This is a genomic window from Sediminimonas qiaohouensis DSM 21189, assembly GCF_000423645.1.
In the GTDB taxonomy this organism is placed as follows: domain Bacteria; phylum Pseudomonadota; class Alphaproteobacteria; order Rhodobacterales; family Rhodobacteraceae; genus Sediminimonas; species Sediminimonas qiaohouensis.
This window is the reverse complement of sequence record NZ_AUIJ01000034.1, coordinates 1-14,924: the sequence shown is the minus strand read 5'-3', so window position 1 is coordinate 14,924 and position 14,924 is coordinate 1. Positions and strand designations below refer to the sequence as shown.

Sequence of the window (14,924 nt, the reverse complement as noted above, 5' to 3'; positions counted from 1 at the left end):
CCGCCCGGCTAGGACAAGCGCACAGGCCTTGAAGGGGGAGTACGGGCAATGATCTACAAGGACGGACGCACGTGGCTGGACGCGTCGCACAAGCGCGTGCTGTTGTTCGGGATGTCAGGGCTGGGCAAGACCCACCTCGCGAACCTGCTTCGCGGCGGGGGAGAGTGGTTTCACTACTCGATAGATTACCGCATCGGCACGCGCTATATGGGCGAATACATCGCCGACAACGCCAAGGCGCATGCGATGACCGTGCCGTTCCTGCGCGATCTGCTGCTGTCGGATTCGATTTATATCGGCTCGAACATCACGTTCGACAATCTTGCCCCGGTCTCGACCTACCTGGGCAAACCGGGCGATCCCGCGCGCGGCGGCCTGAGCTATGCCGAATACACCCGCCGACAGGAGCAGTTCCGCCGCGGCGAGATTGCGGCACTGAATGACACCCCCTATTTTATCGAGCGCGCAGAGACGCTTTATGGCTATCGACATTTCGTTTGCGATACGGGCGGCTCGATCTGCGAATGGGTGGATCCGGCCGACCCGAACGACCCGCTCTTGTCGATGCTGGCGCAAAATACCCTGATGATATGGATTAAGGGGGACGAGGCCCACACCGCCGAATTGATCCGCCGTTTCGACAAGGCGCCCAAGCCGATGTCCTATCAACCGCAATTCCTTGACAGGATGTGGCATCAGTTTCTCAGCGAACACAACCTGGAGGAATCGCAAGTCGATCCCGATACGTTCATTCGCTGGACCTACAGACGGGCATTGGAGCACCGCCAGCCGCTCTATGCCCAGATGGCGGAATGGGGCGTCACCGTTTCCGCGGATGATGTGGCAAAGATCTCCACGTCGTCCGATTTCGAGCAACTGGTGGCGCGCGTTCTTGACCAGCGTTAAACCATCATTACCCCTGTAGTCCCCGCAACAAGGAACACCCTGACCATGCCTATCAAGATCCCCTCGGATTTGCCCGCTTATGACGTGCTCACGCGCGAGGGCGTCATGGTCATGTCCGAGGATCAGGCCGCCCGTCAGGACATTCGCCCGCTGCATATCGGGCTTCTCAACCTGATGCCCAAGAAGATCCAGACGGAAAACCAATTCGCCCGTCTGATCGGCGCGACGCCCTTGCAGATCGACCTCAGCCTCATCCGCATGAGCGAACATCAAACCCGCAACACCGCGGCCAGGCATATGGAAAGCTTCTATCGTCCGTTCGCCGAGATCCGCGAGTCGGGCGTGAATTTCGATGGGCTGGTCATCACCGGCGCGCCCATCGAGCACCTGTCATTCGACGCGGTCACCTATTGGGACGAGCTGTGCGAGGTGTTCGAGTGGACGCAAACCCACGTGCACTCCACCTTCGGTGTGTGCTGGGGCGGGATGGCGATGATCAATTATTTTCACGGCGTGAAAAAGCACATGCTGACGGAAAAGGCGTTCGGGTGTTTCAGGCATCGCAATCTTGTGCCCTCCTCGCCCTACCTGCGCGGGTTTTCCGATGATTGCATCGTGCCCGTCAGCCGCTGGACCGAGGTGCGCCAGGACGAAGTCGATGCCGTGCCGTCGCTGACCACCCTGTTGGGAAGCGACGAGGTGGGGCCGTGCCTGATCGAGGATCCGCGTCACCGGGCGCTTTATATCTTCAATCACCTCGAATACGACAGCGACACGCTCAAGCAGGAATATGACCGCGACATTGCGGATGGGATTCCGGCAAAGCTTCCGCGCGACTATTACCCGGACGACGACCCGTCGCGCGCACCCAAGAACCGCTGGCGCAGCCACGCGCACCTGCTCTATGGCAACTGGATCAACCAGATTTATCAATCAACCCCCTTCGACATGAACGCCATCGGGACATGACGTGTTAGGTGCGCTGACGACATCCGCCGCACTTGCCGGGGCTGGGCTATGGCTCCGTCGGCGCGTGTCGGTGCGCGGGATGCGCGCCGAAGCCGAGTTCCCCCCGACCGGGCGTATACTCGACGTGGCTGGCGCCCGTGTTCACGCCCTAACCGAAGGATCCGGGCCTGATCTGGTGCTGATCCACGGCGCCAGCGGCAATGCCCGCGATTTCACATTTGGCCTGACGGCGCTGTTGCGTGACAGATACCGCGTGACGGCGTTCGACCGGCCCGGCCTTGGCTGGAGCGGGCGCGGCAAGGCGACCCATGACCGCCTGTTCACCACCGCCGCGGAAAGCCCCGCGGAACAGGCCGCGCTTTTGCAAGCGGCGTCCGATCAGTTGGGGCTGCGCCGACCCATCGTTCTGGGCCATTCATATGGCGGCGCCGTGGCGTTGGCCTGGGGTCTGTCGCGGCCATCGGACACTGCCGCACTGGTTCTGCTTTCGGCGGTCTCGACCCCCTGGCCGGGCGGATTGGGGGCGTTTTATGCGATCACCGGCTCCGCGCTTGGTGGGGCCTTCGTTGTGCCTTTGTTGTCCGCGTTGGTGCCGGACGGGTATGTCGAGGTCAGCATCAACGAGATATTCGCGCCCCAATCCCCGCCGCCGGGCTATTCCGCCCATGTCGGCGCGCCGCTCACGATGCGCCCGGCGGCGATGCGTGCCAATGCACGGCAGGTCGGCACTTTGCGGCGGCACATCGTTGAGATGGCGCCGCGCTATAGCAGCCTGCCGATGCCTGTTGAGATAGTGCACGGACAAGCCGATACCATCGTTCCCTTCAGCATTCACGCAGCCCCCCTTGCGCGGCAAATTCCCGGCGCGCGTCTCACCGCCCTGCCCGGCATCGGTCATATGCCGCATCACGTGGCACACGATACCGTGCTCGAGGCGATAGATCGCGCCGCCAAGCGGGCTGAATTGCGTTGAAACCAATGCGCAGCCATACTGTTTGCCACATGGAACACACAGTGACTCTCACGCTCATTCGCCATAGCCATGCGCCGCACGCAGTCGCCCGGGACCTGTCATGAGCAAACGCGGCTATCATCACGGCAACCTGCGCCAGGCGCTTGTTGAGGCCGCCCTTGCCCTGATCGAGGCGCGCGGCCCGGCGGGGTTTACCCTGTCGGAAGCGGCCAAGCAGGCCGGAGTTACCCCGGCGGCCGTCTATCGCCATTTCGACGGGCGTGAGGATTTGATCGCCGAGGCCGCGCGCCAAGGCTACGCCATTTTTGCGGACGTGATCGACTATGCCTACGAGAGCGGCCAACCCTCGGCGCTGGCCGCGTTCGAGGCGACGGGGCGCGCGTACCTGGCGTTTGCGCGCAAATACCCCGGCCATTACATAGCCATGTTTGAAAGCGGGATTTCGGTTAACCGGACGCCGGAACTGGCGGCGGCGGCAACCCGTGCGCGCGATGTGCTGGAGCGCGCGGCCCGCGACCTGAGCCAGCATATCCCCCAGGACCGGCGCCCGCCGGCAGCGATGTTCTCGGCGCATATCTGGGCCATGAGCCACGGCGTTGTCGAGCTGTTCGCGCGCAATTCACCCGGAACAGCCGCGCCATTCGCGCCGGAGGAGTTATTGGAAACGGGGATCGGGATCTACTTGCGGGGCCTTGGCCTTATTGAGCCGGACGACTGACCCGTCGAGGCACGCGCCTTTCGGGTTCGCGACCGGGCAACCGGCAAAGAAAAAGCGCAGCTGAGCACTGCGCTTTTCCAAAAGTTTGAATGCCGTTCTGACCGACGCGATTAACGCTTGGAGAACTGGAAGCTACGACGCGCCTTGGCACGGCCGTACTTCTTGCGCTCCACGACGCGGCTGTCGCGTGTCAGGAACCCGGCGGCCTTGAGCGCGGGGCGCAGGCTGGGATCATAGAGCTGCAGGGCTTTCGAGATGCCGTGCTTGACCGCACCGGCCTGACCCGAAAGACCGCCACCCTTGACGGTGGCCAGCACGTCGAACTGATCCGCAACACCGGCCACGCTGAACGGTTGGCGCAGGATCATCTGCAGCACCGGACGTGCGAAATACACGTTGATGTCGCGGCCATTGACGGTGACCTTGCCCGATCCGGGCTTGACCCAGACGCGCGCCACGGCATCCTTGCGCTTGCCGGTGGCATAGGAGCGGCCCAGCTCGTCGCGGACTGGCTCACGGGGGGCTGCTTCGGCTTCGGGGGCTGCCGTTTCGACGGCCGCGTTGCCAAGCTCTTCGAGCGAGTTGATTTGGTCGGCCATTATTTCGCAACCCTCGTGTTCTTGGAGTTCATGGTCTTCACTTCAAGCACCTCGGGCGCCTGCGCCTCGTGGGGGTGCTCGGCGCCGGCATAAACGCGCAGGTTGGTCATCAGCGTGCGCGACAGGCTGTTGCCCGGCAGCATGCGCTTGATCGCCTGGGTCACCACCCGCTCAGGGTGCGCGCCCTCAAGGATCTGCTCGGCCGTGCGGTGCTTGATGCCGCCCGGGTAGCCGGTATGCCAGTAGTATTTCTTGTCCGTGCGCTTCTTGCCGGTCATCTGCACCTTGTCGGCGTTGATGATGATGACGTTGTCGCCGGTATCCATGTGGGGTGTGAATTGCGGCTTGTGCTTGCCACGCAGGCGCATGGCCACGATCGACGCAAGACGGCCCAGAACGACGCCTTCCGCGTCGATCAGGATCCATTTCTTGTCGATGTCTGCCGGTGTCGCAGAATAGGTTTTCATCGCGGGTCGGTTCCCTTGGTTGCTGTGGGCCAGGCGCGCACGCCGGACCCGTCATGTTCGATGGCGCGTTTATAGACACATGAATTGCGTGGTCAAGGGGCTCGGTGCCGCCTTTTACTTGCAAAAACAGTGGGTTAAAAAATAGGTATCAAAATACCCCAGTTCGTTGGCGGGAAACTAGCCCTTGGGCGGGACCGAATAGGTCATGGTTGCGCGGGCCACGGGTTGCGCCACCCCCTCGGACCGGATCAGGACATCGCCCACGGCCAGGACCCTGCCCAGCTTGAGAAGGCGGCACTCTGCCACCAGATCAACCCCCGCTGCCGGCTTGCGCATGAAATCAAGGCTGCAATTCGTCGTCACGGCCAAGGCCCTTGGGCCGATCCGTGCAAGCACCGCCAGGTAAACCGCGACATCGGCCAGCGCGAACATCGACGGCCCCGACACCGTGCCGCCCGGGCGCAGGTGCCGTTCGGCCACGTTCAGGCGCACGCGAACGCCGTCCTCGTTCAGTTGCTCGATCGTGAAATCCTCTGCCACCTGTGGAAACTGTTCGGCCATGAACTCGTGCAGGGCGTCGATGGTCATCTCCATTGGCATGGTTGTTCTCCCCTCTCGCTTGGGCCTAGACTTGGCTGGAAACCGGAGGGAGGACAAGATGGCATTGTTGGAACGTCACGAAACGGGTGCGGTTGCCCACCTGCAGATGAATGCACCTGACAAGCTCAATGCGTTATCCGACGCGATGCTGGCGGCGCTGAAGGAAGAATTTGATCGCCTGGCCGAGCAGCCCGAGATTCGCGCGGTCGTTCTTTCGGGCGCGGGCAAGGCGTTCTGCGCGGGGCATGACCTCAAGGAAATGACCGCCGGGCGACAGGCCGAGGATGGCGGGCGCGCCTATTTCAAGGACCTGTTCGACCGCTGTACCGCGGTGATGTTGTCGATACGGCGCCTGCCCCAGCCCGTGATCGCGCAAACCCACGGGATTGCCACGGCGGCGGGCTGTCAACTGGTCGCGTCCTGCGACATGGCGGTTGCGGCCGAGGGGACGCGTTTCGGGGTCAACGGCGTGAATATCGGGTTGTTCTGCTCGACCCCGATGGTTGCGCTTAGCCGCAACATAGGCGCCAAGCATGCGTTCGAGATGCTGACGACCGGGCAATTCGTCGAAGCCGATCGCGCGATGGCCCTTGGCCTGGTCAACCGCGTCGTGCCCCCCGAGGACCTGGAGGCCGCAACGGAGGAATTGGCGCAGCACGTCGCGAGCAAACTGGGCGCAGCCGTTAAGATCGGCAAACAGGCCTTCTATGAGCAGCTCGAGATGCCGATCGATGAGGCCTACGCGCATACGGGTCAGGTGATGGTGGAAAACATGCTCTACCGCGACACCGAAGAAGGTATCGCCGCCTTCCTGGACAAGCGCCCCCCCGAATGGGACCAATCATAGACCGTCGGGCCGCGCACATAGTTTCCACTTTGCGACGCCACTATTTCCAGGTTTCGCCAGCTTTGCCACTTTTCCGACGCATTCAGGCATGGTATCTATTGCGCAAGGTGCAGCAACCCAATGCGCCATGACGCGAGCATGGGTCACCGATCAAGATAGCGTCCCTCCAGGTCAGCCTCTCTCTGACGAGCGCGAGCAAAGCTTTCGGTGACCCACTCCTCGATCAGTCCGCATGGCCCGGGACGGCCATTGCTCTCTTTCCAAGCGAAACAATCTAACCTAAGTCGGGGCCATGACGAAGAAACTGCATATCATAGGCGGCGGCATGGCCGGGTCCGAGGCCGCATGGCAAGCCGCGAACATGGGCGTGCACGTGGTGATCCACGAGATGCGCCCGAAGGTGGAAACATTTGCGCATCGCACCGGTAATCTGGGCGAGATGGTTTGCTCAAACTCCTTCCGATCGGATGATGATGAGCAAAACGCCGTTGGCCTGCTGCATTGGGAAATGCGGGCGGCGAACGGGTTGATCATGCACACCGCCGATCAGCACCGCCTGCCCGCCGGTGGCGCCCTGGCCGTGGATCGCGACCCGTTCGCCGAAACCGTTACCGCAGCGTTGCGCGCCCACCCCAATATCGAGATCGAGCACGGTGAAATCGCGGCCCTGCCCGACGATGGGCACTGGATCGTGGCGACCGGGCCGTTGACGTCCGAAGGTTTGGGCGCCGATATCGCCGCCGCGACGGGGCGTGATGCACTGGCCTTTTTCGATGCCATCGCCCCCATCGTCTATGCCGACAGCATAGATATGAACGTCGCATGGATGCAGTCGCGCTATGACAAGGGCGAGACCGAGGACGAGCAGCGCGCCTACCTCAATTGCCCGATGACGCGCGATCAATACGAGGCGTTCATCGATGCGCTTCTGGCCTCGGAAAAGACCGAGTTCCACGAGGGGGAAACCGCGCAGTATTTCGACGGCTGCCTTCCGATTGAGGTAATGGCCGAGCGAGGGCGCGAAACCCTGCGGCATGGGCCGATGAAACCCGTTGGCCTGACCAACGCCCACGACCCCGAGACCAAGCCATACGCCGTGGTGCAATTGCGGCGCGACAATGCACTTGGCACGCTTTTCAACATCGTCGGGTTTCAAACCAAGATGAAGTATGGCGCGCAAGTCGATGTTTTCAGGCGCATTCCCGGACTTGAAGAGGCGCGGTTTGCCCGTCTGGGCGGCATTCACCGCAACACCTTCATCAACTCGCCCACCCTGCTGGATAACCAGATGCGCCTGCGCTCGCGCCCGCATATCCGTTTCGCGGGACAGATTACAGGCGTCGAGGGATACGTTGAGAGCGCCGCCATGGGCCTGCTGGCCGGGCGAATGGCGGCGGCCGAGATCCTTGGTCAGACGCTTCCGCCGCCGCCGCAAGATAGTGCCATGGGCGCGTTGATACATCACATCACGGGCGGTGCCGAGGCAAAGAGCTTTCAGCCGATGAACGTAAATTTCGGTCTATTTCGTCCGGTCGAGGGCCTCAAGGGCGGGCGCCGTGGGCGCAAGGACCGCTACAAGGCCTATACCGATCGGGCCAAAGCGGCCTGGAGCGATTGGCTGGCGCAGCAAGGATCTGTGCCGGTCAGCGCTTGATTGGGTAGATGAAGTTCGACCTACAACCACCTGATAATATGGTGATAACACGATTCGCGCCATCCCCCACCGGGCCTTTGCACCTTGGGCATGCGTATTCGGCGTTGTTGGCATCGGACATGGCGCGGGAGGCCGGTGGCACCTTCGTCCTGCGGATCGAGGACATCGACCAAACCCGCGCACGGCAAAAGTGGGAGAGGCAGATATATGACGATCTGCATTGGCTTGGCCTGTCGTGGCCGGAACCTGTTCTGCGCCAATCCCAAAACCTGAACCGTTATGTTTGTACGCTTCGTACGCTATGGTCGTACGGTTTGATTTATCCCTGCACCTGCACGCGCCGGGATGTCATCGCCGCCAGCACCGCACAGCAAGAAGGGGACTTTCCGCCGCATGGCCCCGATGGCCTGATCTACCCCGGGACGTGCCGCGGGGCGAAGGCGCGCGCCGCCTCCGGCCCCATGCCGCGGGGCGTGGCGCTGCGCCTCGACATGGAGGCGGCGTTTGACGTGCTGGCCGCGCTCGGGCCGCTTCGGTTTACGGAAACGGGCGAAGGACAGGCGCGCGATGTGGAAATCACCCGCGATCATGCGCTCAATGACATAGGCGATGTGGTTCTGGCCAGGCGCGACATGGGCACGTCTTACCACCTTGCGGTGGTCATCGACGACGCGGCCCAAGGCATTTCGCATGTCACGCGCGGCGCGGACCTGTTCGATGCGACGGCGATTCACGTGATCTTGCAGCGGCTTCTTGATCTGCCGACGCCGGTTTATCACCATCACCACCTGATCCGCGACGAGGACGGCAAGCGCCTGGCCAAGCGCGACGATGCACGCGCCATCGCCACCTACCGCGCGGCGGGCGAGACACCGGATGACATTCGCAGGCGGGTGGGCTTGCCGGTGGCGCGCTAAACGCTCAGTCGTCCAGTGGCTCGGTCAGGATCACCTCCTGGCCAGCGCGCACGGCTGTGTAGAAACAACTGGGCCGGTTAGTGTGGCAGGCAGGGCCGGTTTGGTTGACCAGCACCAACAGGCAATCGCGATCGCAGTCGACGCGGAAATCGACCAGCTCCTGCACGTGGCCGCTGCTTTCGCCTTTGACCCAGAAATCAGCGCGAGAGCGGGACCAATAGGTAACGCGCCCCGTTTCCAGCGTGCGCCGAATCGATTCCGGTGACATCCACGCCATCATCAACACCTCGCCGCTGGTGGCATCCTGCGCTATCGCAGGGATCAGGCCCCGGGCGTCAAGGCGGAGCGTTTCTGGATCAAATGTCATGACAAAACCTTTGGCATCCACGAATTCGCGACCTATTTATGGGAGAGGGCGGCAAAGGAAAAGCCATGAGCGGTGAAAACGATCTGATCAAGCTATATTCGCAGCGTATTTTGGCGCTGGCGGCCGATATTCCGCATACCGAGCGGTTGAACGCCCCCGACGCGACCGCGCGGCGGCGGGCGCCGTTATGTGGCTCGACCGTGACGGTGGATGCGGTCATGGACGGCGACCGGCTAAGCGATCTGGGGCTGGATGTGAAGGCCTGTGCCCTTGGGCAGGCGGCGGCGGCCGTTGTCGGGGCGGCGGCGATCGGTTGCACCCGCGCGCAGATCGAGGAAGCGCGCGATGCCCTCAAGGCGATGTTGAAATCCGATGGCCCGACACCCCCTGCCCCGTTTGATGGGCTGGAGGTGCTGCGCCCGGCGCGTGACTACAAGAACCGCCACGCGTCGATCATGCTGTCGCTGGAGGCATTGAGCGAGGCGATGCAGCAGGCGGAGCAGGCGCAAACCGCATAAAAAAAACGCCGCGCGCCCAGTGTGGGCGGCGGCGTCAAGGTAGCGATCGCGGGGACATGCACCGAAGAAACACGCGAGGCAGGCGATGTTTTCAAGGCAGAGCTGTATCCGGCGGAGCCAGGATACAAGGCCGGTGCAACGCGGATCGCGGGCAGAACTAGCTAATCGCGGGCAAATGAAGCCCCACAACCAACATCACCATCAGCGCAGCCACACCGGCCGCATCCGACAGCAACGCGTGGCGGGAGCGGGCAAAACTGATCTTGATCTGTGCGAGCATGGGATTTCTCCTGCTGTGATACCTTACGTTGCTCCTTTGTTCTCATTTCTTTAATCAAAAGTAAAGAACTTTCTGAGAACATTTGCGAACACAAGGTGACCTGGGGACTATCCCACGGAAATCAGGCGTATCGCCTGATCCTGCTCCATCAGCCACAGCAGGACGCGCGCGGCGCGCCCCCGCGGCGATGTCAGGTCGGGATCGTCCGACAGCAATTTGCGCGCATCGCTTTGGGCCGTTGCCATCAGCGCGGCCTGCCGCTCCATGTCCGCGATGCGAAATCGCGGCAGGCCGGATTGCGCCGTTCCGATCAGATCGCCGGCGCCGCGCATATCCATGTCGACCTCGGCGATGCGGAACCCGTCATCGGTATCGCGCAGCGTGGTCAGACGCCGCTCGCCACCCTCGGACAAGGGCGGTTGATACATCAGAAGGCAGGTGGATTGCTGCGTTCCGCGCCCGACACGGCCGCGCAACTGGTGCAATTGCGCGAGGCCGAAAATCTCGGCCCGCTCGATCACCATGATGGTGGCGTTTGGTACGTTGACGCCCACCTCGATCACGGTCGTCGCGACCAGAACGGCGGTTTTTCCCTCCTGGAACAATTTCATCGCCGCGTCTTTGTCGGCCGGCGGCATCTGGCCGTGGACCAGGCCGACATTGCCCTCGCCAAGCGCGGCGCGCAGTCGCTTGAACCGCGCCTCGGCGGCCGTCAGGTCGAGCGCTTCGCTTTCCTCGACCAGCGGGCAGACCCAATAGGCCTGCCGCCCCTCAAGGATCGCGCGGCGCAAATGCTCGACAACCTCGTCCATGCGGCCCGCGGCGACAAGCGCCGTCTTGATCGGCTTGCGGCCTTCGGGTTTTTCATCCAGCACCGAGACGTCCATATCGCCGTATTGCGCCAGCGCCAGCGAGCGCGGGATCGGCGTCGCCGTCATCACGAGGACATCCACCGCCTGCCCCTTGCGCCCCAGTTCAAGCCGTTGGCGTACGCCAAAACGGTGCTGTTCATCCACCACGGCGAGGCGCAGATCGGCGAAGGCGACATCGTGCTGAAACACGGCGTGTGTGCCCACGAGAATGTCAATCTCGCCGCGGCTTAGCGCGTCGAGCTTGGCGCGCCGTTCGGCTCCCTTGTCGCGCCCCGTAAGCAGCTCAAGGCGCACGCCGGCGGCTTTGGCCAGAGGCGCCATCCCTTCGACATGTTGTCGCGCCAGGATCTCGGTGGGGGCCATCAGAACGCCCTGCCCGCCCGCCTCGATCGCGATCAGCAGGGCCAGCAGCGCGACCAGCGTCTTGCCCGAACCGACATCGCCCTGCAGCAACCGGTTCATGCGTTGCGGCGCGGCCATGTCGCGGGCGATTTCCTCAAGTGCGCGCATCTGTGCATCAGTCGGGTGAAACGGGATCGCGGCAAGCACCTGCTGCTGCAACGTGCCGGTGCCATGCGTCTCGCGCCCGCCGCCGCGCCTGAGCGAACTGCGCGCCAGGGCGAGCGTGATCTGGTGCGCCATGAACTCATCATAGGCCAGCCGCTCGCGCGCGGGGGCGGTCGGGGCGAGGTCGCCCATGGTTTGCGGGGTGTGGGCCGCTGTCAGCGCGGCCTGCCAATCCGACCAGCCGGTCTTTTTCTTTTGCGCGGGGTCGATCCACTCTTGCAACTCTGGCACGCGGGTCAGGGCCGCCTGCGCGGCGCGTGTCATTTGCCGCTGCGTGACGCCGGCGGTGAGGGGGTAGACCGGCTCGAACGCGGCGATCTCATCGGCCTGATCGACGGGGAGCATGTGATCGGGGTGCACCATCTGTGCGATCCCGTCGAACAGCTCGGCCTTGCCCGAAACGATCCGCCGCGCCCCTACGGGAAGCTGCCGCAGCAGGTAGTCGCCGCGCGCATGGAAAAAGACGAGTTGGAAGGTCGTCTCGGCGTCCTCCACGACAATCCTGTACGCCCCTGACCGGTTACGCGGCTCGCGGTGTTGTCCGATGGTCACCTCGACGGTGATCACCTCGGGCAGCGCCGCGCCCTTGACGGTGCTACGGCGGCGTCGATCGATGCCCGAATGCGGCAGGGTAAAGATCAGGTCGCGCGGGCGGGTGATTTGCAAATGTGCAAGATTATCCGCCGTTTTTGGCCCGATACCCGGCAGGGTTTCCAGTCCTGCAAAAAGCGGGAACAGGATTTCCGGGCGCCCGGTCATGCTTGCCCCAACAGTTTGAGCCAGGCCTCTTCGTCCAGCACCTCAACGCCCAGATCGGCCGCCTTCCTGGCCTTGGATCCGGCCCCCGGCCCCGCGACGAGCAGGTCGGTCCTGGACGACACGGAACCGGAAACCTTTGCGCCCAGGGCCTCGGCCCGGTCCTTGGCCTCGGCGCGGGTCATGCGTTCCAGCGTGCCGGTGAACACAATCGTCTTGCCCGCTACGGGGCTGTCGGCCGGGGCGGTTTGGCGGGCCTCCTCGATCTCGAGCAGCGCGACGAGTCGGTCGATGCTGGCCCGTTCGGCCGGTTGCGCGAAACTGGTAACCAGCGCGCGCGCCATCACCTTGCCAACCCCGTCGATGCCGATCAGTTCGTTCCAATCGGGCCCTTCCTGCGGCGCTGCGCCGTCCATGGCGCGGATGAACACCGTCCAGGTGCCGTAATGCGTGGCCAAGGTCCTGGCCGCAACCTCGCCCACGTGCCGGATGCCAAGGGCGAACAGAACCCGTGACAAGGGGATGCGGCGCGAATCGTGGATGGCGGCGAAAAGGTTTGTCGCGCTCTTCTCGCCCCATCCCTCGCGATTCTTGAGTTGCCGTGGCTGTCCGGGGCCGAACCGCTCTTCCAGGGTAAAGATATCGGCCGGCTCCTTGATCCAGCCATCGCGGTAGAATTGCTCGACCTGTTTGGCGCCGAGTCCCTCGATATCGAAGGCGGCGCGCGAGACGAAATGCTTGAGCTTTTCCACCGCTTGCGCCGGGCAAATCAGGCCGCCGGTGCAGCGGCGCGCCGAATCGCCCTCTTCGCGGATGGCAGCGCTGCCACATTCGGGGCAGGTTTGCGGAAACTGGTAGGGGGACGCGTCGGCGGGTCGCCGGGACAGATCGACATCGGCAACCTTGGGAATCACATCGCCGGCGCGATAGACCTGCACCCAATCGCCCTCGCGGATATCCTTGCCGTCCCGGATCGGGGCGCCGTCGGCATCGCGCCCGGCGATATAATCCTCGTTGTGCAAGGTCGCGTTCGAGACCACGACACCGCCCACCGTGACCGGGTGCAGCCGCGCAACGGGGCTAAGCGCGCCGGTGCGGCCGACCTGGATTTCGATTTTTTCCAACTGCGTCCAGGCCAGTTCGGCAGGGAATTTGTGCGCCATGGCCCATCTGGGCGTCGTGGACCGGAACCCAAGACGCGCCTGCAGGGCCAGGTCATCGACCTTGTAGACCACGCCGTCGATGTCATAGCCCAAGCTGCCGCGCGCCGCCTCGATCCGGTTGTAGTGTTCGAGCATCGCCTCGGGGCCGTCGCAAACCCGTGTCATGTCATTGATGGCAAAGCCAAGTTGCCCAAGCACGCGCAAGCTTTCGCTTTGGGTGTCGGCGAGGTTGGCCGAGGTTTCCCCCCACCCATACGCGAAGAATCGCAATGGCCTTCGGCGCGTGACCTCGGCGTCCAGTTGCCGCAGCGAACCCGCGGCGGCGTTGCGCGGGTTCGCAAACACCTTGTCGCCGGCGGCGCGCTGCCGCTCGTTCAACGCGGCGAAATCGGCATGGCTCATGTAGACCTCGCCGCGCACCTCCAGGATCCGGGGCGCGTTTTCCAGACGGGTCGGGATATCTTCGATGGTGCGGGCGTTGCGGGTGACGTCCTCGCCCACGGCGCCATCGCCACGCGTCGCGGCCTGGATCAACACCCCGTCCTCATAGCGCAACGAAAGGCTCAATCCGTCGATCTTGGGCTCGGCGGTATAGGTCAGCGACGCATCTGCGGACATTCCGAGGTATTTGCGCACGTAATCGTCGAAGTCGCGCACTTCCTCAGGTTCAAAGACATTGCCAAGCGACATCATGCGCCGCGCATGCCTGATCTTGCCAAAGCCCTCGGCAGGCGTCGCGCCGACGCGGTCGCTGGGGCTATCGCCGCGCTTGAGGTCGGGAAACCGTTCTTCGATCGCGGTGTTGCGGCGTTTTAGCGCGTCATACTCGGCATCCGACATGACCGGCGCGTCGTCGCGGTGATAGGCGGCATCCGCCCGGTCCAGAAGTTTGGCCAGCCGGGCAAGCTCTTGCCGCGCCTGGTCCCGGTCGAGTGCGTCAATGTCGATATCGGTGGTCACGCGGCGCATCCCCCTATCCTCTTGTCGAGTGATAGGGCGGCGCACGCTCAAGGTCCAGACCGAGAGCGGGGTCATCGGGGGCGATCATCCCCCCGTTGGTGCCGCTCAGGCGCCGATGGCAAGCGGCGGACGGCGGTCCTCCGCATCCACCGGATTTGGATCGCGCAGAACGTAGCCGCGCCCCCAAACCGTTTCGATGTAGCTATCGCCGCCGGTTGCGATGCTCAGCTTCTTGCGCAGCTTGCAGATGAACACGTCGATGATCTTGAGTTCGGGTTCATCCATGCCGCCGTATAGGTGGTTGAGGAACATTTCCTTCGTGAGCGTCGTGCCCTTGCGCAGCGACAGCAGCTCGAGCATCTGGTATTCCTTGCCCGTCAGGTGCACCGAAGTGCCCGATACCTCGACCGTCTTGGCGTCCAGGTTCACCGTCACCTTGCCGGTGCGGATCACTGATTGGACCTGTCACGTATTTGTGCCGCTCCGAGTGCTCGTTTAAGCCACTTTCCGTTCGAAGGCGACCGGGCTTTTCCAGCCCAATGCTGAGTGTCGTCGACGCGGATTGTAGAAACCATTGATGTATTCGAAGATCGCCATCTCAGCTTGGCGCCTGGTTGCCCATGCCCGCCGCCAGATCAGCTCCGCCTTGATGGTTTTGAAGAACGTCTCAACAGCCGCATTGTCATAGCAATTACCTTTTCCGCTCATCGAGACCTGGAAGCCGTGTTCGCGCAGGATCTTCTGGTAGTCATGCGAACAGTATTGACTGCCTCTGTCGCTGTGGAAGATGC

Annotated in this window: 16 protein-coding genes and 1 pseudogene; 8 read left to right on the top strand and 9 right to left on the bottom strand. The window is 63.1% G+C overall.

Translation table 11 applies throughout. The annotated features are described in order from the left end of the window. Window positions 1-48 precede the first annotated feature (48 nt). The 4 genes from G568_RS0116275 to G568_RS0116260 all read left to right on the top strand — a co-directional run bounded on the left by G568_RS0116275 (window position 49) and on the right by G568_RS0116260 (window position 3,566). Entirely contained in the window at window positions 49-906 is an 858-nt protein-coding gene (locus G568_RS0116275) for a hypothetical protein (RefSeq protein WP_026759004.1), read from the top strand. A 45-nt stretch (window positions 907-951) separates the two neighbouring features. Beyond that, window positions 952-1,875, top strand: coding sequence for a homoserine O-acetyltransferase MetA (gene metA / locus G568_RS0116270; protein ID WP_026759003.1), 924 nt, complete (start codon window positions 952-954; stop codon window positions 1,873-1,875). A 1-nt stretch (window position 1,876) separates the two neighbouring features. Beyond that, complete coding sequence (locus tag G568_RS0116265) at window positions 1,877-2,848, top strand: alpha/beta fold hydrolase (protein ID WP_026759002.1); 972 nt, start codon at window positions 1,877-1,879, stop codon at window positions 2,846-2,848. A gap of 100 nt (window positions 2,849-2,948) precedes the next feature. After that, window positions 2,949-3,566 (top strand): TetR/AcrR family transcriptional regulator, encoded by a 618-nt coding sequence (locus G568_RS0116260; protein WP_026759001.1) that lies wholly within the window; start codon window positions 2,949-2,951, stop codon window positions 3,564-3,566. Window positions 3,567-3,676: 110 nt separating this feature from the next. Here G568_RS0116260 and rpsI read toward each other — a convergent pair whose 3' ends face one another. From rpsI to G568_RS0116245, 3 genes are all read right to left on the bottom strand, one after another. Continuing rightward, window positions 3,677-4,165, bottom strand: a complete 489-nt coding sequence (gene rpsI / locus G568_RS19175; protein WP_037374340.1) for a 30S ribosomal protein S9 — start codon at window positions 4,163-4,165, stop codon at window positions 3,677-3,679. Then, on the bottom strand, window positions 4,165-4,632 hold the full coding sequence (gene rplM / locus G568_RS0116250) for a 50S ribosomal protein L13 (RefSeq protein WP_026758999.1): 468 nt from the start codon (window positions 4,630-4,632) through the stop codon (window positions 4,165-4,167). The genes rpsI and rplM overlap by 1 nt, the downstream gene beginning before the upstream one ends. Window positions 4,633-4,809: 177 nt before the next feature. Next, complete coding sequence (locus tag G568_RS0116245) at window positions 4,810-5,232, bottom strand: PaaI family thioesterase (RefSeq protein ID WP_026758998.1); 423 nt, start codon at window positions 5,230-5,232, stop codon at window positions 4,810-4,812. A 58-nt stretch (window positions 5,233-5,290) separates the two neighbouring features. Between G568_RS0116245 and G568_RS0116240 the strand changes: the two genes are divergently transcribed. From G568_RS0116240 to gluQRS, 3 genes are all read left to right on the top strand, one after another. Continuing rightward, the gene (locus G568_RS0116240; RefSeq protein WP_026758997.1) at window positions 5,291-6,079 is read left to right on the top strand and encodes an enoyl-CoA hydratase; all 789 of its coding nucleotides are present in this window, start codon (window positions 5,291-5,293) and stop codon (window positions 6,077-6,079) included. A gap of 292 nt (window positions 6,080-6,371) precedes the next feature. Beyond that, window positions 6,372-7,733, top strand: coding sequence for a methylenetetrahydrofolate--tRNA-(uracil(54)-C(5))-methyltransferase (FADH(2)-oxidizing) TrmFO (gene trmFO, locus G568_RS0116235; protein WP_026758996.1), 1,362 nt, complete (start codon window positions 6,372-6,374; stop codon window positions 7,731-7,733). Window positions 7,734-7,774: 41 nt separating this feature from the next. Next, window positions 7,775-8,650 carry a tRNA glutamyl-Q(34) synthetase GluQRS gene (gene gluQRS, locus G568_RS0116230; protein WP_026758995.1) on the top strand — a complete coding sequence of 292 codons (876 nt, stop codon included), beginning with the start codon at window positions 7,775-7,777 and terminating at the stop codon, window positions 8,648-8,650. A 4-nt stretch (window positions 8,651-8,654) separates the two neighbouring features. Here the strand turns inward: gluQRS and hisI are convergent, their stop codons facing one another. Next, complete coding sequence (gene hisI / locus G568_RS0116225) at window positions 8,655-9,017, bottom strand: phosphoribosyl-AMP cyclohydrolase (RefSeq protein ID WP_026758994.1); 363 nt, start codon at window positions 9,015-9,017, stop codon at window positions 8,655-8,657. Between the two features lie 65 nt (window positions 9,018-9,082). On the opposite strand from hisI, the gene G568_RS0116220 reads away from it, so the two are divergent. After that, on the top strand, window positions 9,083-9,535 hold the full coding sequence (locus tag G568_RS0116220) for an iron-sulfur cluster assembly scaffold protein (RefSeq protein WP_026758993.1): 453 nt from the start codon (window positions 9,083-9,085) through the stop codon (window positions 9,533-9,535). A gap of 157 nt (window positions 9,536-9,692) precedes the next feature. Here the strand turns inward: G568_RS0116220 and G568_RS20835 are convergent, their stop codons facing one another. The 5 genes and pseudogenes from G568_RS20835 to G568_RS0116195 all read right to left on the bottom strand — a co-directional run. Then, window positions 9,693-9,815 (bottom strand): hypothetical protein, encoded by a 123-nt coding sequence (locus G568_RS20835; RefSeq protein ID WP_281169017.1) that lies wholly within the window; start codon window positions 9,813-9,815, stop codon window positions 9,693-9,695. 107 nt (window positions 9,816-9,922) lie between these two features. Beyond that, window positions 9,923-12,013, bottom strand: coding sequence for an ATP-dependent DNA helicase RecG (gene recG / locus G568_RS0116210; protein WP_026758992.1), 2,091 nt, complete (start codon window positions 12,011-12,013; stop codon window positions 9,923-9,925). Beyond that, window positions 12,010-14,142, bottom strand: a complete 2,133-nt coding sequence (gene ligA / locus G568_RS0116205; protein ID WP_051203116.1) for an NAD-dependent DNA ligase LigA — start codon at window positions 14,140-14,142, stop codon at window positions 12,010-12,012. Before ligA ends, recG begins: the two co-directional genes overlap by 4 nt. A 96-nt stretch (window positions 14,143-14,238) precedes the next feature. Beyond that, a pseudogene (locus G568_RS19170) lies at window positions 14,239-14,592 on the bottom strand (winged helix-turn-helix domain-containing protein); the annotation flags it as partial. A gap of 36 nt (window positions 14,593-14,628) precedes the next feature. Next, on the bottom strand, window positions 14,629-14,924 hold a 296-nt coding region (locus G568_RS0116195; protein WP_026758990.1), incomplete at its 5' end, for an integrase core domain-containing protein.